The 21613-nt window shown below is 52.0% G+C and carries 20 protein-coding genes; 17 read left to right on the forward strand and 3 right to left on the reverse strand.

Features of this window, described 5'->3' with window-relative positions:
* The first annotated feature begins 56 nt into the window (after positions 1 to 56).
* From dnaJ to AC22LX_RS21840, 3 genes are all read left to right on the forward strand, one after another.
* Positions 57 to 1199: a molecular chaperone DnaJ gene (dnaJ, locus tag AC22LX_RS21830; RefSeq protein WP_045395847.1), complete on the forward strand. Its 1143-nt coding sequence runs from the start codon at positions 57 to 59 to the stop codon at positions 1197 to 1199.
* Between the two features lie 169 nt (positions 1200 to 1368).
* Positions 1369 to 2313 carry a LysR family transcriptional regulator gene (locus AC22LX_RS21835; RefSeq protein ID WP_015704338.1) on the forward strand — a complete coding sequence of 315 codons (945 nt, stop codon included), beginning with the start codon at positions 1369 to 1371 and terminating at the stop codon, positions 2311 to 2313.
* A gap of 126 nt (positions 2314 to 2439) precedes the next feature.
* The gene (locus AC22LX_RS21840) at positions 2440 to 2784 is read left to right on the forward strand and encodes a phage holin family protein (protein WP_015704339.1); all 345 of its coding nucleotides are present in this window, start codon (positions 2440 to 2442) and stop codon (positions 2782 to 2784) included.
* Positions 2785 to 2844: 60 nt separating this feature from the next.
* On the opposite strand, the gene AC22LX_RS21845 is transcribed toward AC22LX_RS21840, so the two are convergent.
* Together AC22LX_RS21845 and AC22LX_RS21850 are read right to left on the reverse strand one after the other, a co-directional pair.
* Entirely contained in the window at positions 2845 to 3378 is a 534-nt protein-coding gene (locus AC22LX_RS21845; RefSeq protein ID WP_045395844.1) for a glycoside hydrolase family 108 protein, read from the reverse strand.
* Positions 3379 to 3393: 15 nt separating this feature from the next.
* The gene (locus AC22LX_RS21850; protein ID WP_049060229.1) at positions 3394 to 3837 is read right to left on the reverse strand and encodes a winged helix-turn-helix domain-containing protein; all 444 of its coding nucleotides are present in this window, start codon (positions 3835 to 3837) and stop codon (positions 3394 to 3396) included.
* A gap of 390 nt (positions 3838 to 4227) precedes the next feature.
* Between AC22LX_RS21850 and AC22LX_RS21855 the strand changes: the two genes are divergently transcribed.
* The 14 genes from AC22LX_RS21855 to nhaR all read left to right on the forward strand — a co-directional run bounded on the left by AC22LX_RS21855 (position 4228) and on the right by nhaR (position 20996).
* Positions 4228 to 6345 carry a glycoside hydrolase family 18 protein gene (locus AC22LX_RS21855; protein WP_045395842.1) on the forward strand — a complete coding sequence of 706 codons (2118 nt, stop codon included), beginning with the start codon at positions 4228 to 4230 and terminating at the stop codon, positions 6343 to 6345.
* An 88-nt stretch (positions 6346 to 6433) separates the two neighbouring features.
* On the forward strand, positions 6434 to 9499 hold the full coding sequence (locus tag AC22LX_RS21860; RefSeq protein ID WP_045395840.1) for a chitinase: 3066 nt from the start codon (positions 6434 to 6436) through the stop codon (positions 9497 to 9499).
* A gap of 318 nt (positions 9500 to 9817) precedes the next feature.
* Positions 9818 to 10510 carry a winged helix-turn-helix transcriptional regulator gene (locus tag AC22LX_RS21865; RefSeq protein WP_045395837.1) on the forward strand — a complete coding sequence of 231 codons (693 nt, stop codon included), beginning with the start codon at positions 9818 to 9820 and terminating at the stop codon, positions 10508 to 10510.
* A 315-nt stretch (positions 10511 to 10825) separates the two neighbouring features.
* Entirely contained in the window at positions 10826 to 11368 is a 543-nt protein-coding gene (locus tag AC22LX_RS21870; protein WP_045395834.1) for a fimbrial protein BcfA, read from the forward strand.
* Positions 11369 to 11438: 70 nt separating this feature from the next.
* The gene (locus AC22LX_RS21875) at positions 11439 to 12125 is read left to right on the forward strand and encodes a fimbria/pilus periplasmic chaperone (RefSeq protein WP_045395831.1); all 687 of its coding nucleotides are present in this window, start codon (positions 11439 to 11441) and stop codon (positions 12123 to 12125) included.
* 7 nt (positions 12126 to 12132) lie between these two features.
* Complete coding sequence (locus AC22LX_RS21880) at positions 12133 to 14736, forward strand: fimbrial biogenesis usher protein (protein ID WP_161801881.1); 2604 nt, start codon at positions 12133 to 12135, stop codon at positions 14734 to 14736.
* On the forward strand, positions 14737 to 15744 hold the full coding sequence (locus tag AC22LX_RS21885; protein WP_063447672.1) for a fimbrial protein BcfD: 1008 nt from the start codon (positions 14737 to 14739) through the stop codon (positions 15742 to 15744).
* A complete protein-coding gene (locus tag AC22LX_RS21890) occupies positions 15744 to 16280 on the forward strand; it encodes a fimbrial protein BcfE (RefSeq protein WP_045395822.1) in 537 nt (178 codons plus the stop codon). Before AC22LX_RS21885 ends, AC22LX_RS21890 begins: the two co-directional genes overlap by 1 nt.
* Positions 16281 to 16290: 10 nt before the next feature.
* The gene (locus tag AC22LX_RS21895) at positions 16291 to 16809 is read left to right on the forward strand and encodes a fimbrial protein BcfF (RefSeq protein ID WP_047043951.1); all 519 of its coding nucleotides are present in this window, start codon (positions 16291 to 16293) and stop codon (positions 16807 to 16809) included.
* Positions 16802 to 17500: a pili/flagellar-assembly chaperone gene (locus tag AC22LX_RS21900; protein WP_487334219.1), complete on the forward strand. Its 699-nt coding sequence runs from the start codon at positions 16802 to 16804 to the stop codon at positions 17498 to 17500. Before AC22LX_RS21895 ends, AC22LX_RS21900 begins: the two co-directional genes overlap by 8 nt.
* 58 nt (positions 17501 to 17558) lie before the next feature.
* Positions 17559 to 18398: a DsbA family protein gene (locus AC22LX_RS21905; protein ID WP_487334220.1), complete on the forward strand. Its 840-nt coding sequence runs from the start codon at positions 17559 to 17561 to the stop codon at positions 18396 to 18398.
* A gap of 60 nt (positions 18399 to 18458) precedes the next feature.
* Complete coding sequence (locus tag AC22LX_RS21910; RefSeq protein WP_045395811.1) at positions 18459 to 18749, forward strand: hypothetical protein; 291 nt, start codon at positions 18459 to 18461, stop codon at positions 18747 to 18749.
* A gap of 121 nt (positions 18750 to 18870) precedes the next feature.
* Positions 18871 to 20046: a Na+/H+ antiporter NhaA gene (gene nhaA, locus AC22LX_RS21915; RefSeq protein WP_045395807.1), complete on the forward strand. Its 1176-nt coding sequence runs from the start codon at positions 18871 to 18873 to the stop codon at positions 20044 to 20046.
* 50 nt (positions 20047 to 20096) lie between these two features.
* Positions 20097 to 20996 (forward strand): transcriptional activator NhaR, encoded by a 900-nt coding sequence (nhaR, locus tag AC22LX_RS21920; protein ID WP_045395806.1) that lies wholly within the window; start codon positions 20097 to 20099, stop codon positions 20994 to 20996.
* Between the two features lie 97 nt (positions 20997 to 21093).
* Here nhaR and rpsT read toward each other — a convergent pair whose 3' ends face one another.
* Positions 21094 to 21357 (reverse strand): 30S ribosomal protein S20, encoded by a 264-nt coding sequence (gene rpsT, locus AC22LX_RS21925; protein WP_001518655.1) that lies wholly within the window; start codon positions 21355 to 21357, stop codon positions 21094 to 21096.
* Positions 21358 to 21613 lie beyond the last annotated feature (256 nt).

Here is a 21613-nt window from a genome sequence, read left to right on the forward strand (position 1 = left end):
GGCGAAGAGGTTTCCTCTCCGCCCGTGCACGCATGTTAAGGGGCTGAAAAACACCAATGGCAAAGCAAGATTATTACGAGATTTTAGGCGTTTCCAAAACAGCGGAAGAGCGTGAAATCAAAAAGGCGTATAAGCGCCTGGCCATGAAGTATCACCCGGACCGTAACCAGGGTGACAAAGAGGCCGAAGCCAAATTTAAAGAAATCAAAGAAGCGTATGAAGTCCTGACTGATGCCCAGAAGCGTGCAGCCTACGATCAGTACGGCCACGCCGCGTTTGAACAAGGCGGCATGGGCGGCGGCGGTTTCGGCGGCGGCTTCGGCGGCGGCGCGGATTTCAGCGATATCTTTGGCGACGTGTTCGGCGATATCTTCGGCGGCGGTCGTGGCCGTCAACGCGCGGCGCGCGGCGCAGATCTACGTTACAACATGGAATTGACGCTGGAAGAAGCGGTCCGCGGCGTTACCAAAGAAATCCGCATTCCAACGTTGGAAGAGTGCGATGTCTGCCACGGCAGCGGCGCCAAATCCGGCACTCAGCCGCAGACCTGTCCAACCTGTCACGGTTCCGGTCAGGTCCAGATGCGTCAGGGCTTTTTTGCCGTTCAGCAAACCTGTCCACACTGTCAGGGACGCGGTACGCTGATTAAAGATCCGTGCAATAAATGTCACGGTCACGGTCGCGTTGAAAAAACCAAAACCTTGTCGGTGAAAATCCCGGCTGGCGTCGATACGGGCGATCGCATTCGTCTGGCTGGCGAAGGCGAAGCCGGCGAGCATGGCGCTCCGTCGGGCGATCTGTACGTTCAGGTTCAGGTTAAACAGCACGCGATCTTCGAGCGTGAGGGGAATAACCTGTACTGCGAAGTACCGATCAACTTCACCATGGCTGCGCTTGGCGGCGAGATTGAAGTACCGACGCTGGATGGCCGCGTTAACCTGAAAGTGCCTGGCGAAACGCAAACCGGCAAACTGTTCCGCATGCGCGGCAAGGGCGTTAAATCCGTTCGCGGCGGTGCTCAGGGCGATCTGCTGTGTCGCGTGGTGGTAGAAACGCCAGTGGGCCTCAATGACAAGCAGAAGCAATTGCTTAAAGAGCTGCAGGAAACTTTTGGCGGTCCGACGGGTGAGAAAAACAGCCCGCGTTCCAAAAGCTTCTTCGATGGCGTGAAAAAATTCTTTGATGATTTAACGCGTTAATTGCGTTTAATCACCTTATTAGCACAAGCCTGAATATCCCTGTTCAGGCTTTTTTCTGTCCCAACCTCAGCCTTGAATAGAAACGCTATACTTTGTTTAGCATGTCCGGATTTGATTTATTTTGAGTATTATCTATATTGCTTTTTTCGATAAAAGAGGCTGACAGTGGATGGGATCGAAAGGTGCCAATAAGGGCTTTGATTATAATTTAATCAAGGTTCTTGACGCTGTCATTTCGGCAGGAAATGCCGCGAAGGCGGCGAAAAAATTGGCCATCACTCCCGCCGCGGTCTCTTTGGCATTAAGACGTCTGCAAAACTTCTATCAGCAGGAGCTGTTTGTCAGAAGCAAAGATGGTTTACTGCCAACGGCGAAAGCACTCGAAATACACCAAAGTTTCCGTCAGGCCATGTCGCTTGTCGACAATACTTTTCTGCCGGAAAACAAGGATGATGACACCCGGATTACGATCCTTGGAAGCGATTTCATCGAAAGTTATTACCTTTCCCAACTGTACGGTAGCGCGCTTTTCGAGCAGGGCGTTATCAACCATTTTTCATCCCGCAACATTAGCTGCGATAAAGCTAAAGAGCTTTTATTGACCGCTCAATGTGATTTATCGATCGGTTCTGAACCGCTGGTTGAGCCCGGACTCGATAATCAAATTATTGATAGCTTCAGAAACTTTGTCTGTATTTGTGCCAAAGGTCATTTATTCAGCGAGCTGTCGCAGCTTTCTTTGCATCAATTCTACTCTTCCCGCCATGCCATGTATCAACCGGGGATTACTTCACTCACCATCATCACTGATAACGGATTATTTAAAGATGATGTTTATTATAACGGTTCACGTACTATGGGCTATTGTAGCGATTCTATCACCGGGCTGGTTAGCATGGTAGAAAGAACCGCATTGATTGCACTGTTACCTTTGAAACTGGCGTTGTTTTATAAAAATCAGCGTAAATATGATATAAATTTTATCCAACCGCCCCCTGAGTTGATGTTTAAATCCGTGCAGGTTTATGCTTCATGGAACAAAAGCAGTAGAAATATATCAGCGATAAATGAAACGGTTTCCATGTTACATACGCTGTCCTCATTCAGACGGTAAGTTTCCTCATCTTACCGTCATTAATATGATGTGGTTAGTCATGATGTTCTTTGATTACCTTTCCACTATTCCGCCGCTTACACTCCTGATGAATCTTTTTTAAACTTTAGTTATTCAGGAGCGATTATGTCTATTCCTAATCATTTAGAGACAACGGAAGTTGTACTACTGGAAGTAGAAATACTTCTGACCATTATTTCTATCGGCGCCTGGGGCGGGTTTGTTAGTTTCCTGCTTCGCAGGAATAAAGAAGAGGCTGGCGAAGCCCATCAGGGAATTATGACCTGCCTGACGCAGGTAGTCATATCTTGTTTTACCAGTTTTCTCCTTAGCGCTATTGCTATCGAAAAAGGGTTTAGCTTTAATATGGTGCTGTTAGCCGCTGGTTTAGGCGGTGTATTTGCCGGCCCGATTTTAAAAATCCTCGGAGAAAAAGTTAAAAGTGCTGTTGGCGGTTCGAAACTCAAATAGCATTATCAGGTAATAAAAGGCTCATCCTTGAGTCTTTTATTACGGATTTGTTTGTCTCAACTATGTCACTCGGTTTTTAATCCAGCCGTAAATGAACTCTTCATTTTGTCGGCGATTTTCGCAGATATCCAGATAATAAGCGCCCTGGCTACAGTTGAGCGCTTTCACTAACACCGCTTCTCCTTCTTTACCTCGTTGCGATAAATAGGAATTTAGCGCATGTAGGGTTTGCGGGCCGATACTGCCATCTGCTTTTATATCCGGATAATACTGCTGCTCTCGGTTCATCACGTTAAGCCAGCGCTGTAGCCACGTGCAAGGGTGATGGGGACCAATATTCACGGCGGCATCGCAGAGTTCAAATGCTACCGCCCAGGAAAGTTGCGATACTTGTTCAAAGCCGGGTTTGATCCAGTAATCCGTTTCCAGGATTGCATAGGCTTCATTGTGAGAAAGTTCACTCATTTTCCCCTGGTAACCATGCGCTCGCGCCGTTGCTTCTGTGATACCCCAGTTAGTCTCTCCGCCTTTATCCTTCGGGTTGGTGCTGTAACCGCCTTCCAGCCCCAGAATTCCATCAATAATTGGATTCATTTTTTTCTCCCTGAATTAATGAATATGCATGTACATCATTGTACCTAGCGTGACTGAAAAGACGGTGGTCAGGGCTGCCAGCGTTTTACGGAAAAACTGCTTCCTGGCTCTTGGTTTTTTTGGCTCGACTTTCTCAATGGCGATATCCTTATTGACCTGTAATCCCTGGCGCGGGATGGTAATGAAGAGATCGTTTATGCCCAACGCCTTGAGGTCTCGTCTGATTAAATACAGTATCTGCGTTAGATTGGCATCATTCACAAAATGACTTCTGCTACCCCATAGCTCATTAGTGATTTTCTGGCGTTCGATAATCTCCAGATGAGCGTTTTCAATAATGAAGCTAAGACATTTAGAACGCATTGCTGTCATTCTAATAACTTGCGAGTTTGAGCTCGTTCTTAGTTCATATTTCTGTTCATTGTAGATGCAGTTGTTATTGATGAGATAAGTTTTCATAACGTCTTCCTTTAGATTTGCACATCCTGATTGTCGTTGGTGAATATATTGCACAAGAAATGGCTCAATCCATTTTTTGTCATCGATTTTATTGTATTGCCATTTGTTGGGGAGACCTTCGTCACATAATCTCATGTAAATTAAATGACGGTTAATTACTACCTAAATTATATTTAATATGCTGTCTGTTTTTTATCTTTCCTGCTGGAAGGCGGGCCTCATTTGCCCAATGATTCCACGTTGATGTTTCCTGAGTAGACATCATTAAAATAATTTTTTAGTGCTGATGAATTGCTGAGGTTTTGTGATTAGCTAATTTGGGGTGAGTAATGGATTATTGGTCTCGCAGAACGAACTGCGATAAATTTTAAACTTAAAAGGAAATTTAAAATGGCTACCAGCAAACTGATTAAAGGCGATACTCTTACCGAAACCAGCAACGCCGCTGATGGTTTTAACCCAGCAACTGAAGTTAGCAACTATAGCTATACATCAGCTCGTGTCGCAAAGCCGGTCTATAACAAATATAAAGCAGCAACCACTAAGCCGAAGGTATTTGGCTATTATACCGACTGGTCTCAGTATGATGGTCGCCTGCAAGGGGACGATTCTAAAGATAACCGCGGTCGCGGCTACGACCTGACCAATATATCCCCGACGGCTTACGATAAAATTATTTTCGGCTTCGTTGGCGTGACCGGTTTCCATAAAAATGATGGCCAATATCGTGACGTCGTGGCTGAAGGCGCGGAACAGTGCGGTAAAGTTAAGTACGAACCGACTTTCCTTGATCCATGGGGTGATTTCCAGTCTTACGTCAACGTTGGACATAGCGTTAGCGGCTGGGATGTTGATCCGAAGACCGTGACTCAAGAAAATTGTAAAGGTCTGCTTGGCGGTCTGCGCGATCTGCAGGCGAAAGCGAAACAGCAGGGCCATAACCTGGTGCTGTCCATGAGCATCGGCGGCTGGACCATGAGTAACGGCTTCCATGAAACCGCAGCGTCTGATTCCGCACGTAAAACCTTCGCCAAAGGCGTGGTGAAACTGTTCAAACAGTTCCCGATGTTCAGCGAAGTGGATATCGATTGGGAATACCCGAACGCCGAAGGCGCTGGCAACCCATTCGGCCCGGAAGATGGTGAAAACTATGCGTTGCTTATTGGCGAACTGCGTAAGCAACTGGATTCCGCCAGCCTGAGCAATGTGAAAATCTCCATCGCCAGCTCCGCGGTCGTGAAGACCTTTGATTACTCCAACGTGAAAGCGCTGATTAAAGCAGGTCTGTATGGCATCAACCTGATGACCTATGACTTCTTCGGTACCCCGTGGGCGGAAAGCGTTGCCCATCACACCAACCTGAATGCGCTGGAAGAGGGCGGTTGGGGTGTCAACACTATCGTGGAGCATCTGCTGTCTGAAGGTTTCCCTGCTGAAAATATCAACATTGGTTATGCCGGCTATACCCGTAATGGCCGTAACGTTGAGCTGGAGTCGCTGTCTCCGCTGAAAGGCACCTATAACCCAGGTAACGGCGATACCACCGGTACTTTCGAATCCGGCACTAATGAATGGTATGACGTGATCTACAACTACCTGGATCTGGAAAACCAGAAAGGCCGTAACGGTTTCAACGTCTACACCGACCAGGTCGCTGATGCTGATTACCTGTATAACCCGGAATCCAAGCTGTTCATGTCTCTGGATACTCCACGTTCAGTAAAAGCGAAGGGCGAATATGCAGCAAGCCTGGGTCTGGGTGGTATGTTTACCTGGACTATCGATCAGGACAATGGCGTGTTGCTGAACGCGGCTCGTGAAGGTCTGGGTTATGAAATTGAATCTGAAGTCATCGATATGGAACCGTTCTACTTCGAAGGCATCAACGTAGAAAAAGATGAATCTGAAGAAGACGATAAGGCAACTGATGTCAATCATGCGCCAAAAGCCGCTATCGAGCTGCTGGTTGTCGGCGGTTCTACCGTCCAGCTGTCAGGCGCGAATTCTTCTGATGAAGATGATGATGAACTGAGCTACAGCTGGGGCGTACCGTCTGAAATTACCGTCGCGGATAAAACTGCGGAAGTGATTGAGTTTGTGGTGCCTGAAGTGAGCGCGAAAACGGCCTTCCAGTTCACTCTGTTTGTGCGTGACTGCTACAACGAACCTTCCACTCAGCAACGTTTTGTGCTGACGGCGGTGCCAGCATTAGCATCTCAGGGCGAACCTGAACCGGCTGATGAAGAAGAAGATGAAACCGACATTATTCCGGTTCCAGACGAAGATACTACACCGGCTGAAGATGACGCCTCTACCGATGATGCGGCAGACCAGGATGCGCCACACGCGCTGTGGGATGCTAACACCGTATACGGCGCAAGCTGGGGTACCTTCGAAACCGTGAGCTGGAAAGGTCACAACTACCAGGTGAAATGGTGGTCCCAGGGCGACCAGCCTGACCTGAACTGCGGTCAGAGCGGCGCATGGACTGACTTAGGCGCTTACTAATACTTCTGCGCTTAACGAGGTATGGGCTCCATGACAAAGCCCCGGTTTTCCGGGGCTTTTTTCCACCAGGGAATGAGGAATCGCGTTGATGACCATTGCAATTAAAAATAGCCAGATTGATGTGAATAGCTGGTACCAGAAAGTCACTTTAACCTTCACAAACGAAAGTAACCGCCCGCTAGATCTGAATCTGGCGACAATTAGCTTTACCGCCTCCGGGCATCCGGATCCGTGGGGCAATACGGGAGGCACGCTAAAAGGAGATCGTTCGTTAACTTTGCGTGACACCGCCCAGGGAACCCTGGAATTCAATGAAATCATCATTAACAACAGTAGTGAACTGCTGCTGCAGGCAGGGGAAAGCGGTACCCTGTTTTTTAGCCTGGCTGCCACCCAGGTACCGGTAAAAATGTCCACCTTTACGTTAACTCTGGCTGACGATACCGCTGATGAAGTTGAGCCAGAACCTGAAGTACCAGCGGATGACACCGCTGATGAGGTTGAACCAGAACCTGAAGTACCGGCGGATGACACCGCTGATGAGGTTGAACCAGAACCTGAAGTACCGGCGGATGATACCGCTGATGAAGTTGAACCTGAAGCGCCCGCCGATGAGGCGATTACCGGCGCAGGACTGACCCTGGTTTCCGGGGAGGTGAAAGCCGCCAGCTGGTATCAACGCATAGCCCTGACGCTGACGAATCAGTATTCGCAGTCCGTCGATATTAATCAGTTGAAATTAGGCTTCACGGCGACAGCGCATCCCGATCCGTACAGCCCATTTAGCGGCACCATGCTGGGGAATCAGGCGGTAACGCTGGCCAGCGATGGCGGTTGGCCGATTGAAAAAAATACCATCACAATCAATAACGACGGCGAGTATCTGTTGGCTTCCGGTAAATCGGCGGTGCTGGAGTTTTATCTTTCGGCCACGCAAACGCCCGTCGCGCTTAGCGATCTGACGGCGACGCTGGCCCATGATCCTGGACGCCAGGGGCAAATCATTGTGCAATTCCCGACGCAGGCGCAGAGCACCTCGCTGAAGCCGGAGATTGAGCTGCAGTATCCGGATGGCCGCCAGCAGCGCTTTGCCGGCGAATGGGGCGCTTCGCTAACCATCGGCGATCTGAGCGCTGGTCGTTATGGTATGACGGTACTGGAGTTGTGTAACGATGAAATGAGGATTTCACCTGTTACTGAAAACTATGCGTTGACACTCTCGTCCGGTAACGCCGTTGAACGGTGCCCGATTGCTTATCAGCCAGCGGTGCTCTTTGCCGCGATCGAGCTGCTGCTTGCGGATGATGAACTGGAAGGCGCGGAAGTCGTCGTTGAGCTGTGGTCGGAAGCAGGTGTACGCGAACGTACCCTGACGCTGATGGCGAACCAACCGCAGCGCGTCACTCGGCTATTAGCAAATCATCAATATGCTATTTGCCTGCAGCCGACGACGATGAACAACCAGTTGCTGACAACGTCTGCGCAGCCTGCGACCTTCGTGCCGAAGGTAGGCACGACGGCTCAGGCAGACGTTGCGCTACAAAAAACGCCCGTTGCGAGCGACAACTTTGTTGAAGTCGCGGTGACGGTATTAGGCTTACCGCAGGGCGCAGCTGCTCAACGCTATCGTTTCTGCTGCGGCAGCTACCAGTACAGTTTCGTGCTGGCAAGCGATACTCGTCAGCAGAAATTACCGCTGCGTTTATCTGCCGGGGAATATAGCGTGCAGGTCGCGGATGTGTATATCGCCGGTACGCCGTGGCGCTGTGATGTCAGCGCGCCATTGCGTTTGCTGCAAAGCGTTAATAATGCCGCGCTTGAGTTTATCCAGGGCGTTCCGCTGCAGGTAAAAGGATGGCCGAATTATCTGGCGCACGGCGGCGTGACGGTGAATGCAGCGGAGACTGTCGATCTTTATCGTGGCGTGCCGTTCAGCGCGCTGTTTAAATATGATGGTTTTGATGGCGGCGGCGATCCGATTCCGGCGGCGGAAGTGGACACTAACGGCGATGGCTTCCTTGATTATGCCTCACTACCGATCCATAAAACCGTGCCTTTGGTTCGCGAGATCGAGGCCGACGCCGGCCGTGCGGTGATGCCGGTGATGGTGGTCTATACCGCCAATGCCAGCGGCGGCAGCGCGGTATCGGACCTGCAGGACGAACAGCGTCTACGCAATCACTTTGGTAGCTTCATTACCCAGTGTCTGGCGGCGCAATCCTGGAAAGATGACCAGCATCCGGTTCCGGCAACCTTTGTCCTGAATCCAGACTTCCTTGGCGCCATGCAGCAGGAGCCTTATGGCTATACCGCGCTGCGTAAGGCCAATAGCGTACAGGTCAATGTCCAACTGGCGGCGGCGATTAATGCGCTTCCTTCGATGCCAGGGTTCAGCGCGCCGACGCTGCCGACTTTCAGCAACGATTTGTACGGCTACGTACAGGCGATTAACTATATCGTTCGCCAGTTCGCGCCGGACATCGCTTTCGGCTGGCAGACCAACGTCTGGGCGACGGGCACGGCAGATTGGCTGCTGCGCGCCAATGCCGCGCCGCGGGAACAAGGGGCGGCGATCGCTGACTTCATTAATGAACTGGGCGTGTACGGCGGCGACTATGCGCCAGACTTTATCGCATTTGATAAATTTGAACGCGACTGCTTCAGCCCGGATGCCTTAGCCCACTACGGCTGGAACGCTACCTGCTGGATGAACTATCTGGGCATGGTGAAGGAGACCGCCAGAGCATTGCAGAAACCGGCGATGTTGTGGCAGATCCCCGGCGGCCATATGCCGACGGTTGCGGAAGGGACCAGTAAAATCGCTGCGGCGCATTTTGCGTCAGGCGGTACTTTCTTCATGGGGGATTCGCGGATTGGCAGCGATATCGACACCATTACCCCGGCGCTGTTAAATACCGAGGTGAACAGCACGACCTATGGCGTCGCGACGGTGGGTGATTTTCTGCGCCGCGATGGCGGATACGATTGGAGCCAGATGCAGGCGTTAAATCTGCCGGACTATAACGTTTTTGCCGTGCTGTGGGGCGGCGGTTCGACCGTCAGTATCACCACTATTCATTCCAACGGTGAAGATGGCGGTTGGTTGGCGGAGAAAATAGTGGAGTACTACGCGGCGCCCCGCTACTTTAGTTAATTCCCTGTATTTCATGTAGCGTTAAGGCGGTGATTCAGAAGAGGTACTATTCTGGATCGCCGCCTTTTCACTTTCTTGTTATATCATAAAAAATAATTTCATTTGTAATAGTGTGCGATGTTAATAATAGTTATTGATATTTTGAGATCTTTGTTGGTTATTTGTTTGAGAATTACCTTATTCAATAAATGATTGATTATTTGTGCTTTCATCATACATTTATTCTATATTTAGTATTTATTTATTATTAATTGAAGGCTAACTAATGTGCGTATATCTTTATTTCTCATATGATTATGGATATTTAATGAAGATATAATGAAATTAACTAGTTTCGAAAATGATAATGAGAATGTCTTGCACTCATATATTTTCTCTCAGCAGGCTAAACCGCATGCAGCGATTGACGCCTTATTTTCAGCGCTCTTGCCCTTTGGTAAATCTTTCGTCGTGCAGTCGGGTGAAGAATTTTCACTATACACAGAGCAGAGCAGCCGCATTGTGTTGCTGGAGTCCGGTATCTTCTCAATTTGCCGCAGTGATCGAGGCTTGAACGTGCTATCGGTTTTCGCCCCGTCAATTGCTGGACTGATAGATAGCTACGGTGTGACATACGATGTTCCCACCCGCCCGGAGCATTTTTTGATTGCTGAAACAGAATGCCGTGGTCGTGCCGTCTCGTTAGCGGATTTTATTAAGGTGACGGATGAGTGCAATCTTTGGCACGACGTAGCTCGTTTTCTCGCTTATCGTCTGATGGTGATGAACGTTCGCGACCGGGAGCTGGTTGGCGTTGATTCTTATCTTAAGGTTCGTGCGTTATTAATCGAAATTGCCGCCTACAACGACGAATATCGCCAGAGCATTAATGTTCTGAACTTTATTCAACGTCGTACCGGAATATCGCGGAGTCGTACCATGAAGCTTCTTTCTGAATTGCGAAAGGGCGGATATATCAATATTGATGGTGGACGTCTGTTAGGGATTAAAAAACTGCCACTGGCTTACTAGTTGCTGTATCTAAATAACAGCTATAACGATTTATTTACTGTAAAAACAGTCAGTTAATGGTGGTCCTATAAAAACAGTTTTTGTCGATTGCAACTCTCTGGCCAATTTATAATAATTAAATAACGGCAGAAATTAATTATCTATCGGCGCTTATAAATAAGCGCTGGTTTGCTATTCATTGAATATAGTATTTCTGTACGCTACAAACTTTAACGTTTTTGCGCCCGGTACCAGCAAGAGATCTCTGTGAAGAGAGCTCGGTACTAAAATTCGTTATTAATTCTATTTTCGACTTGTGTATTTAAAAGGTTATTTATGAAAAAACATCTTTTAGTGATGGCCATGACTGCCATGACGGCGGGCGGTATGAGCTGCGCGGCGAATGCGGATACCGCGACGGTCTCCGGTGGTACGGTGAATTTTACGGGACAGGTTGTGAATGCCGCATGCTCCGTTTCTGCTGACTCTATCGATCAAACCGTTACCCTGAGCCAGGTTCGCACCAGCAAACTGACTGCAGCCGGAATGGTAGCTAATCAGAAAGAAGATTTCTCAATCAAACTGGAAGATTGCGATACCACCGTCAGCCAGAATGCGGCGGTGATTTTTAATGGTCAGCAGGACAGCACGCTCGCGGGTTCGCTGGCGAACACCGCTGGCGCGGGTGCGGCGACTAACGTTGCGCTGCAGTTATACGGACCGGATGGGCAGGTTCTGAATATCGGCGATACCTCCGGCACCATCACCCTGATTGATGGTGAAAACACCGTGCCGCTGAGCGTGGATTATGTCGCTACCGGCGCGGCCACGGCGGGTAACGTCGCAGCGACCGCGACCTTCAGCATGGTCTATTCCTGATTGGTATCCGCATCTCCTCCGTTGTTGTCAGCGGAGGGATGCATTTCATCTTCTCCCTGGTTATCAAATAATGAGTACGCGAATTACCCCGATTTTATTTTCGTTCTTGCTGCTGGCGGCGTTGGGAATGACTCAACTGGCCCATGCGGGTGGCATAGCGCTGGGTTCGACCCGGGTTATTTATCCGCAGGGCGATAAGCAGGTTTCTCTGCCGGTGATTAACTCTTCCAGCAATAATGTATTTTTAATCCAGTCGTGGGTGGCGAACGCCGATGGCGGCAGAAGCGCCGATTTTGTCGTTACCCCGCCGCTGTTCGTCATTCAGCCGGGGAAAGAAAATCTGCTGCGTATTATGTACGTTGGCCCCTCCCTGCCGACAGATCGGGAAAGCGTTTTTTATCTCAACAGTAAAGCCATTCCCTCGGTTAATAAAAGTAAACTGGCGGCGAATTCGCTGCAAATCGCCACGCAAAGCGTCATTAAACTGTTTATTCGCCCTAAACACTTGTCTGTTGCCTCGGTAGACGCGCCGGGAATGTTACGCTGTCAGCGTGCCGGTGACCGCCTGAGTATCGCCAATCCTTCCCCGTATTATGTCTCGCTGGTTGATATTCATGTGGGCGGGCAGAAATTAGCCAATGCGATGGTGCCGCCGAAAAGCGAGATAAACTTGCACGGCGGAACAGGGCAGGTGACTTTCCAGTCGATTAACGATTTCGGCGCCACCACGCCGCAGCAAACCTGTCTGAGCCAGTAAGATTGTGTTGAAACTCGATGTCGCCGCTCGCCAGTTGACGGTGGGTAGACTACCTGCGCTTATCAGCCTGGCTCTAATCTCGGCAAGCGTATGTACGCTGCCGCGCGGCTGGGCGGAAAACTATTTTAACCCTGCCTTTTTATCTGACGACCCGTCGAAAATCGCTGACCTGTCGCATTTTGAGGGTAACGGTCAGGCGCCGGGAGTTTATCGGGTCGATGTCTACCTTAATGGCGCATTGCTGACGACGCGCGATATCGCTTTTCGCGCGAACCCGCAGGCTACCGATGGCTCAGGTCTACGCGCCTGCCTGACGCCCGAAATGCTCAACGGCATGAACGTGAATATCAGCGCGTTTCCACCGTTGGCGAAGGCAAGCGTGGGGGACTGCGTCGATCTCGCGGCGGCGATCCCTGCCGCCTCCAGCGCTTTTGACTTTAATCAGCAGCGGCTGAATATCAGCATTCCGCAGGCGGCGCTGAACACCCGGGCGCGGGGCTATATTCCGCCGCAAAACTGGGATGAAGGTATCAATGCATTGCTGCTCAACTATACGTTTACCGGCGCGAATAGCCGGGACCGTAGCGCTGGCGGCACCAATAGCGACAGCTACTTCCTGGGGCTTAACAGCGGCTTAAATCTTGGCGCCTGGCGTTTACGTGATTACTCGACATGGAACTACAACAGCGGTAATCAGCAGAATAAAAGCGACTTGCAGCACATCAGCACCTACGTTGAACGTGATGTAGCGAAGTTAAAAGGCGAACTGACGGCAGGCGACAGCTATACCCCTGCAGGCGTTTTCGATAGCCTGCCGTTTCGCGGGCTACAGCTGGCGTCTGATGACAATATGCTGCCGGACAGCATGAAAGGCTTCGCGCCGACTATCCACGGCATCGCGAAAAGCAATGCCCAGGTGACGATTCGCCAGAATGGCTACACCATCGACCAGCGCTATGTACCGCCTGGCGCCTTCACTATTGACGATCTCTATCCGACCTCCTCCAGCGGCGATCTCAACGTCGAGATCAAGGAGTCCGATGGCAGCATTTCCAGTTATAGCGTCCCTTATGCCGCCGTACCGGTTTTGCAACGCGAGGGGCGGGTGAAATACGCCGCCACCGCGGCGACCTATCGCGGCGATAGCAGCCAGAAGCGGGATGTGAGTTTCGGCCAGGCGACCCTGATGTGGGGGTTGCCCCACGGCTTTACGCTGTACGGCGGAACGCAGTTTGCCTCCGATTACCGCGCGCTGGCGCTGGGTACAGGGGCTAACTTCGGCGACTGGGGAGCGATTTCTGTCGATCTTACCCAGGCTTACAGCACTCTGGCGGATGAGAGCGAACATCAGGGACAATCGCTGCGCTTTTTATATGCCAAATCATTGAACGACCTGGGCACCCATTTTCAACTGTTGGGCTATCGCTACTCGACCTCTGGTTTTTATACGCTCGATGATACTGCGTGGAAGCGAATGTCAGGCTATAACGGCCAGCAGGACGACGACGGCGAGCGCGATGCCGGCGATGAATACAACCTCTATTACACCAAACGCGGCAAGGTACAGGTCAATATCTCTCAGCAGTTCGGGCATTTTGGCTCGCTGTACATCACCGGCAGTCAACAGAGCTATTGGCACACCGATGAAAGCAATAAATTACTGCAAATTGGCTACAGCGACACGCTGGCCGGGGTCTCGTGGAGCCTGTCATATAGCAGCAGCCGCGCGCCCGGCGAGGAGGAACGCGACCAGGCTCTGGCGCTTAATATCTCGCTACCGCTCAGCCAGTGGCTTACCCACGGCGACGATATCACCCAGCGTCGTCATAACGTTTATGCGACGTTTTCCACCAGTAGCGATGGACACGGCGGCGTAACGCAAAATAGCGGTATCAGCGGCACGTTGTTGGATCAAAACAATCTGAGCTACAGCGTGCAGCAGGGCTACCAGAATCAGGGCGTTGGCGAGAGCGGTTCCGCCAGCCTGGAATACGATGGCGCGAAGGGTAACCTGAATGTCGGCTACAACAACAGCAATCATGGCGATTATCGACAACTGAACTATGGCCTCAGCGGCGGCATGGTCGCGCATGCTCATGGTCTTACTCTCAGCCAGCCGTTGGGCGATACCAATGTTCTTATCGCCGTGCCGGGGGCTGGCAACGTTAATATCGAAGATCAGCCGGGGATCCACACCGATGGTCGCGGCTATGCGGTGGTGCCGTATGCCACGACCTATCGCCAGAACCGCATGGCGCTGGACGTTAATTCGCTAAAAGACGATGTCGATATTGATGATGCGGTGATCAATGTCGTTCCCACCCAAGGGGCGCTGGTGCTGGCGAACTTTACCGCTCGAATCGGCGAGCGCGCGCTGTTGACGCTAAACCATGAAGGAAAACCGCTACCGTTCGGCGCCACGGTCACTATTGCTGGCGCGCCTGAAGAAGGCATCGTTGGCGACGACGGTGAAGTGTATCTTTCCGGCCTTAGCCCGCAGGGCACGCTGAAAGCGCAGTGGGGGCCGCAGCCTGACCAACAATGCCTCACTCATTATCATCTCCCCGACGTGAGCCAACCGCTGGCGCGTCAGCATCTGGAATGTCGCTAAATGAAGCCTGTCTCTTTTTTTGTTCTGTTCATGGGGTTGCTGCTGGCCCGCGGTAGTCTGGCAGCCATTTGCCAGAATACCAATGGCTCGCCTGCGACGGTCGATTATGACCTGACGACGACGCTGACGGCAGCGCAAAATCAGGCCGGTTCGACCACTCAGCTGAGTAAAAACCAGGATGTAAACGTGCAGGCGATTTGCCCTGCGGGTTCTTCAGATTCCGGGCGGACGTTTCGTTCGTATGTCGCTTCTTCATCGATAGTGGAAACCAACGGCGACTGGAAATATATGCAGCTGGACGGCACCTATCTTGAAGGGGCGATGCGCATCGAAGACTCGGCGGCAGGGGAATTTTATCCGCCGATTGATTATGTCTATATGGGTTATGACGCCAACGTTAACAATGGCTCACCATTCCCGGTACATGATTCAAACCTGGTATTTCAGCTTAAGGTGGTTAAACCATTTATTGGCACGGTAAATATCGAACCGAAGACCATGTTTAACGTTTATGTCACCACCACCGGGGATGATCCGCTGAGTACCGTGGTATACAGCATTGTCTACAGCGGCAGCGTGACCGTGCCGCAAAGCTGCGAGATTAACGCCGGGCAAACCATCCTCGTTGATTTTGGCTCACTGTACAGCGGCGGTTTCAATCGCGTCGGAGAAAAACCAACCGGTGTCCGTAATAAAAGATTCACCGTGCCGGTGAAGTGCAGTGGGGTGGATTCACAGGTTAGCCTGAGTCTGCGGTTGATAGCCACCGCCGATAGCCACTTAAGCCAGGCTATCGCCACCGATAATCCTGATGTTGGCGTGGTGGTCGAAAGCAGCGATGGCACGGTATTAACACCCAATGACGCCAGCAGCGTCGAGCCTTTTACTACCGATGAAAACGGACAGGCGACCCTTTCCCTGCAAGCGTATCCGGTCAGCACCACCGGCCAGACGCCGGCGGAAGGCGCTTTTACCGCGTTGGCTAACTTACGGGTGGATTTCGATTAATGCGCCTGTTTCAGTACTTCATCTTACTTATCCTGCTGTGCGGTAACGGCTGCTACGCCGACGATAGCGGTTACAACCTGGAATTTACCGGCACGATTGTCGCGCAAACCTGCGATGTCGAAATTTCCAGCCTCAGCCAGAGTATCGATTTAGGTCAGTTCTCGGTGGAGGATTTCCCCTCTACCGGTACGACGACGAAGTTCAAGCCGTTCAACATTAATCTAAAAAACTGCTCGCGGGGCATTACCGGCAGCAAAATCTGGTTTACCGGCATTGCCGACAGCGACAACCCGGCGTTACTGGCGCTAAGTGACACCGGGATGGGAAGCGAAAAAATGCTGGCTGGCGGCGTTGGCGTGGAGATCCTTGATGAGGACCAGGATGCCGTCAGCATCAACAACACCAGCTCGGTGGTCTATCCGCTGAAAACGGGCCGCAACACCTTATCGTTTTATATCCGCTACAAATCTACCCGACCAACCGTGACCTCCGGCAATGCGACGGCGGTGATGTATTTCGATCTGCAATATGAATAGGCGCGCGGCAATGATCAAACAACTGTGCTTCTGCTGTGGGCTTCTTCTGGCGGTAAGCGGCGCGCTGGCGCATGACGGGAGGGTTTATGTGACGGGAACGATTACCGACAACACCTGCACGCTGTCGCCGGATTCCGAAAACATTCAGGTCGATATGGGAACCGTCAGCAACCGCCAGTTTTATCAAACCGGGGCCGGCGCGGAATGGCAGCCATTTTCAATCACGCTGCAAAATTGCGGTAGCACCGCCAGCGGCGTAACGCTGAGCTTTAACGGCGTCAGCGATTCGCAAAGCGGCGACCTTTTCGCATTGGATAGTGGAGCGAACGCGGCCTCTGGTATCGGGATTGCGTTATACGACAAGAACAAACAACAGATCGCGCCGGGGGCGCAAAGCGATGTGCAGGCGCTAAGCGCGGGCGCAGCGTCCCAACGTTTACAGTTTTATGCCCGCTATGTGGCTGATGGCGCCCCGGTGGCGCCGGGTGTAGCCGATGCTTCCGCGACTTTTGTGCTGAGTTATGAATAGACGACTTTTCTGCTGGTTTTGGCTCTGGCTGTTGCCCTTTGGAATAGGTCATGCGGGCGTGGTGATTGGCGGCACGCGTTTTATTTATCACGCTGAGCGGACGACGCTGAGCGTTCCGCTACGCAATACCTCTGAGAGCGACTGGCTGGTGGACAGCCACGTGCTGAGCGGTGGACGCTGGCCAGGCGCTGATAATTTGTCACCCCGTAAACCGCCATTCGTGGTCACGCCGCCGCTCTTCTTATTGCGCGCAGGGCAGGAGAACACGCTGCGTGTCGCGTGGAGCGGCGAGGCGCTGGCGCAGGATCGTGAAACTTTGTTCACCCTGAGTATTGCCGCTATTCCATCGGGAAAAACCGGCGTCAATAGCGTGCAGATGGCCTTTCGCTCGGCGTTAAAGCTGATTTATCGGCCCGTAGGGCTAACCGGCGATCCGCAGCAGGCTTATCGCCAATTAGCCTGGAGCTTAACGGCGGATGGTCTGGCGGTACGCAATGCCGGGCCGTACTACGTCACGCTCTTTTCAACCCGCGTCAACGGTGCGCCTATAGACGCCGCGGGGGTGGTCGCGCCCTTTTCTACCCGCCGCACGTCGTGGTGTCGACAGGCGACACGCTGCGTCGTGCGCTGGCAAAGTCTCAACGATGCCGGAGGAGTAATGCCGCCGGTTACGGTAACGGCGCAACGGTGATGACGATTTTACTCAGCCCCTGTGGGCATCCCCTGAACTTAATAATGAGAACTCAATAATGCGCAAACTTTCCTGTAAATCGGCGGTGTGCATGGCGCTTGGCGGCGTCATCTCTTTTTCCGTACTGGCGGCGAATACCTCTCCAGCTGCCAGCGATATTGGACCGGCCGCGGAAGCCTATATCGCCAGCCATCCTGATAAAGTCGGCGAAGCGGTGGCGACGTATCTGGCGGATCATCCGGAATTCCTGATTGCCGCCAGCGAAACGCTACATCAGCGCCAGCAGGTCGCCCAGAAGCAGGCTTATGCGCAGCTGGCGCTTCAGTACCGCTCTGAGCTGCTGAGCGATAGCTCTCCCTCCGTTGGCCCGGCGGATGCCAAAGCAGCGGTGGTGATGTTTTTTGATTACCAGTGTTCCTGGTGCAGCAAGATGTCGCCCGTGGTGGAGGAGCTCGTGAAATCCAATCCTGACACGCGTTTTATCTTTAAAGAGTTCCCGATTTTTTCATCCCGCTGGCCGGTGTCAGGTCTGGCGGCGAGGGTCGGTGAACAAGTGTGGTTGAAGGATGGCGGCACGAAATATTTGGCCTGGCATAATGCGCTGTACGCTACCGGCAAAGTGGAGGGGCAGTTAACCGAGCAGGAGGTTTACGCGCTGGCGTCGCATTATCTCACCCAGCCGCAAATGACGGCGGTAAAAACCGCCGAGCAGAGCGGGGCGGTGCATGACGCGCTGATGAGCAATCAGGCGCTGGCTCAACATATGAACTTTTCCGGTACTCCGGCTTTTGTGGTCATGCCGCAGGCTGCCGCTCCGGACGCCGGTCGTATCTCGGTAGTGCCGGGCAGTACGTCGCAGGATGCGTTGCAGATGGCGATTCAGAAAGCTAAAGGCTAAGTCTCAGCGACCGGGGCGCGGTTCCCGGTTATCTGCTTCCTCCGACCGAGGATTTCGCGTATGCAATTCAAGAAACGCTGGTTAGGGCTGGCGGCCATTTCACTGTTCACGATCGGCGGCGTGCGGGCGCACACTGTCGGTAATATCCAATTTTTTGGCAACGTAGTTACTGAAAGCTGCTGGAACGAAACGGAAAGTAGCGAGATTTTTTGCCAGCGCGCCGATCGCATCGAACGCCACGTGATTGTGGAAAATATCACGACTTCGCTGGCCTCAGCTTACGCGACGGTGGAAAAAAGCTATCTCGATACCGACAAGCAGCTCACCCTGCTACGGGTGGTCTATGATTAACGAGAGGCGCTTATAGCTCGGAAAAAATGAGTGTAATGGCAACTTAAATCTGATTTTTTCGATGTGTTAGCGGTTGTATCATACTTTTATCGAGTTATTGACCAACAAGGTGAGAGTAAAAGTGAAACATCTGCAACGATTTTTCAGTAGCGATGCTTCCGGGGGCATTATCTTAATCTGCGCCGCTGCGCTGGCGATGATGATGGCCAATAGCGGCGTCACCAGCGGTCTGTATCATGCTTTTTTGGAAACGCCGGTACAGCTGCGCGTCGGTGCGCTGGAAATTAACAAAAACATGCTGTTGTGGATCAACGATGCGCTAATGGCAGTGTTTTTCCTGTTAATTGGTCTGGAGGTTAAACGTGAGATGATCCAGGGGGCGCTTGCCAGCCGCCGCCAGGCGGTGTTCCCGGTGGTTGCCGCGATTGGCGGCATGGTGGTGCCTGCGCTTATCTACTTAGCCTTCAATGCCCAGGATCCCGTTGCGCGGGAAGGGTGGGCGATCCCGGCGGCGACAGATATCGCCTTCGCGCTTGGCGTTTTGGCGCTATTAGGCAACCGTGTACCAACGGCGCTGAAAATTTTCCTGATGGCGCTGGCTATCATCGATGACCTTGGGGCGATCGTTATTATTGCGCTGTTTTATACCAACGATCTATCGGTGCTATCGCTGGCCGTCGCCGCAGGCGCGATTGTGGTGCTGGCGGCGCTTAATCTGAGCGGCGTGCGGCGCACCGGTATCTATATACTGGTAGGCGCGGTGCTGTGGACGGCGGTACTTAAATCCGGCGTACATGCGACCCTGGCGGGGGTTATCGTCGGTTTTATGATTCCCTTGAAGGAGCAGAATGGCAAATCGCCAGCGAAGCAGCTTGAACATGTGCTGCATCCGTGGGTCGCGTTTCTTATCCTGCCGCTGTTTGCTTTTGCCAATGCCGGGGTTTCGCTGCAGGGCGTCACATTCGCGGGGCTGACCTCACTGCTGCCGCTGGGGATTATCGCCGGGCTGTTTGTCGGTAAGCCGCTTGGCATCAGCCTGTTCTGCTGGCTGGCGCTGAAGTTTAAGTGGGCCTCGCTGCCGCCAGGAACCCGCTTCCCGCAGATTATGGCGGTCGGCGTACTGTGCGGAATCGGCTTCACCATGTCGATTTTCATCGCCACGCTCGCTTTTAGCAGCGTGGATCCCGGATTGATCAACTGGGCTAAGCTGGGCATTCTGATAGGGTCTATCCTGTCTGCCGTCATCGGCTACATGATTCTGCGTAAGCGCGAAACGGATCTTACTCACAGCGTGTAACTTCATCGGGAGGGCCTGTGGGCTCTCCCGGACATATCAGGGAGGGATGCATGTCGCATATCAATTACAACCATTTGTACTACTTTTGGCACGTCTACCGTGAAGGCTCGGTCGTCGGCGCCGCCGAGGCGCTCTATTTGACGCCGCAGACGATCACCGGGCAAATAAAAGCGCTGGAAGAGCGACTGCAGGGAAAGCTCTTTAAACGCAAAGGGCGAGGTCTGGAACCGAGCGAATTGGGTGAGCTGGTATTTCGCTACGCGGATCGCATGTTTACGCTGAGCCAGGAGATGCTCGATATCGTCAATTACCGCAAAGAGTCGAACCTGCTATTTGATGTCGGCGTCGCCGATGCGCTTTCCAAGCGGTTAGTGAGCGGCGTGCTGGATGCGGCAGTAGTGGAAGATGAGCAAATTCATTTGCGCTGTTTTGAATCCACCCACGAGATGCTGCTGGAGCAACTGAGCCAGCATAAGCTGGATATGATTATCTCCGATTGCCCAATTGACTCTACTCAGCAGGAAGGGCTGTTCTCGGTGAAAATCGGCGAGTGCGGGGTCAGCTTCTGGTGTATGAATCCGCCGCCGGAAAAAGCATTTCCCGCCTGTCTTGAGGAGCGTCGCCTGCTTATTCCCGGCCGTCGTTCAATGCTCGGGCGCAAGCTGCTGAACTGGTTTAATTCGCAGGGGCTACAGGTGGAAATTCTCGGCGAGTTCGACGATGCGGCGCTCATGAAAGCCTTCGGCGCGGCGCATAACGCGATTTTTGTGGCGCCAACCCTCTATGCTCACGATTTTTATGCCGATGAGTCGATTGTGGAAATCGGGCGCATGGAGAACGTGATGGAGGAGTATCACGCTATTTTTGCCGAACGAATGATTCAGCATCCTGCGGTACAGCGTATCTGCAATCGCGATTATTCATCGCTGTTTGCGCAGCCGCAAAGTTAAGCGCGACTATGGCCGACAGAGGTCGGCCCAGACGAACAACAGACATAAAAAAACCCGCTTTCGCGGGTTTCTTTAACAAAGTTCAGCAAGCGGGCGATTAAGCCAGTTTGTTGATCTGTGCAGTCAGGTTTGCTTTATGACGCGCAGCTTTGTTTTTGTGGATCAGACCTTTAGCAGCCTGACGGTCCACGATTGGTTGCATTTCGTTAAATGCTTTCAGTGCAGCAGCTTTGTCGCCAGCTTCGATAGCTGCGTATACTTTCTTGATGAAAGTACGCATCATAGAGCGACGGCTTGCGTTGTGCTTGCGAGCCTTTTCAGACTGAACGGCGCGCTTCTTAGCTGATTTGATATTAGCCAAGGTCCAACTCCCAAATGTGTTCTATATGGACAATTCAAAGGCCGAGGAATATGCCCGTTTAGCCTTCTTTTGTCAATGGATTTGTGCAAATAAGCGCCGTTTAAGATAACGAGGCTTCATTACGTAGTGATGGCGCAAGATTCTACCAGCTTGTTGTAGTCGAATACAGTCTTTCCACCATAAAAATCGACGGCCGCGTATAGTTTTTCCTGCATTCTTACGCTGAGTGAATGAATTAGCAGGATCTTTCGTAATC

It is taken from the genome of Klebsiella sp. PK01 (assembly GCF_057624675.1).

Excerpts from the sequence above, each read along its gene's own strand:
- dnaJ (WP_045395847.1), top strand. The coding sequence starts at position 57 with ATGGCAAAGCAAGATTATTACGAGATTTTAGGCGTTTCCAAAACAGCG.
- AC22LX_RS21835 (WP_015704338.1), top strand. The coding sequence starts at position 1,369 with ATGGGATCGAAAGGTGCCAATAAGGGCTTTGATTATAATTTAATCAAG.
- AC22LX_RS21840 (WP_015704339.1), top strand. The coding sequence starts at position 2,440 with ATGTCTATTCCTAATCATTTAGAGACAACGGAAGTTGTACTACTGGAA.
- AC22LX_RS21845 (WP_045395844.1), bottom strand. The coding sequence starts at position 3,378 with ATGAATCCAATTATTGATGGAATTCTGGGGCTGGAAGGCGGTTACAGC.
- AC22LX_RS21850 (WP_049060229.1), bottom strand. The coding sequence starts at position 3,837 with ATGAAAACTTATCTCATCAATAACAACTGCATCTACAATGAACAGAAA.
- AC22LX_RS21855 (WP_045395842.1), top strand. The coding sequence starts at position 4,228 with ATGGCTACCAGCAAACTGATTAAAGGCGATACTCTTACCGAAACCAGC.
- AC22LX_RS21860 (WP_045395840.1), top strand. The coding sequence starts at position 6,434 with ATGACCATTGCAATTAAAAATAGCCAGATTGATGTGAATAGCTGGTAC.
- AC22LX_RS21865 (WP_045395837.1), top strand. The coding sequence starts at position 9,818 with ATGAAATTAACTAGTTTCGAAAATGATAATGAGAATGTCTTGCACTCA.
- AC22LX_RS21870 (WP_045395834.1), top strand. The coding sequence starts at position 10,826 with ATGAAAAAACATCTTTTAGTGATGGCCATGACTGCCATGACGGCGGGC.
- AC22LX_RS21875 (WP_045395831.1), top strand. The coding sequence starts at position 11,439 with ATGAGTACGCGAATTACCCCGATTTTATTTTCGTTCTTGCTGCTGGCG.
- AC22LX_RS21885 (WP_063447672.1), top strand. The coding sequence starts at position 14,737 with ATGAAGCCTGTCTCTTTTTTTGTTCTGTTCATGGGGTTGCTGCTGGCC.
- AC22LX_RS21890 (WP_045395822.1), top strand. The coding sequence starts at position 15,744 with ATGCGCCTGTTTCAGTACTTCATCTTACTTATCCTGCTGTGCGGTAAC.
- AC22LX_RS21895 (WP_047043951.1), top strand. The coding sequence starts at position 16,291 with ATGATCAAACAACTGTGCTTCTGCTGTGGGCTTCTTCTGGCGGTAAGC.
- AC22LX_RS21900 (WP_487334219.1), top strand. The coding sequence starts at position 16,802 with ATGAATAGACGACTTTTCTGCTGGTTTTGGCTCTGGCTGTTGCCCTTT.
- AC22LX_RS21905 (WP_487334220.1), top strand. The coding sequence starts at position 17,559 with ATGCGCAAACTTTCCTGTAAATCGGCGGTGTGCATGGCGCTTGGCGGC.
- AC22LX_RS21910 (WP_045395811.1), top strand. The coding sequence starts at position 18,459 with ATGCAATTCAAGAAACGCTGGTTAGGGCTGGCGGCCATTTCACTGTTC.
- nhaR (WP_045395806.1), top strand. The coding sequence starts at position 20,097 with ATGTCGCATATCAATTACAACCATTTGTACTACTTTTGGCACGTCTAC.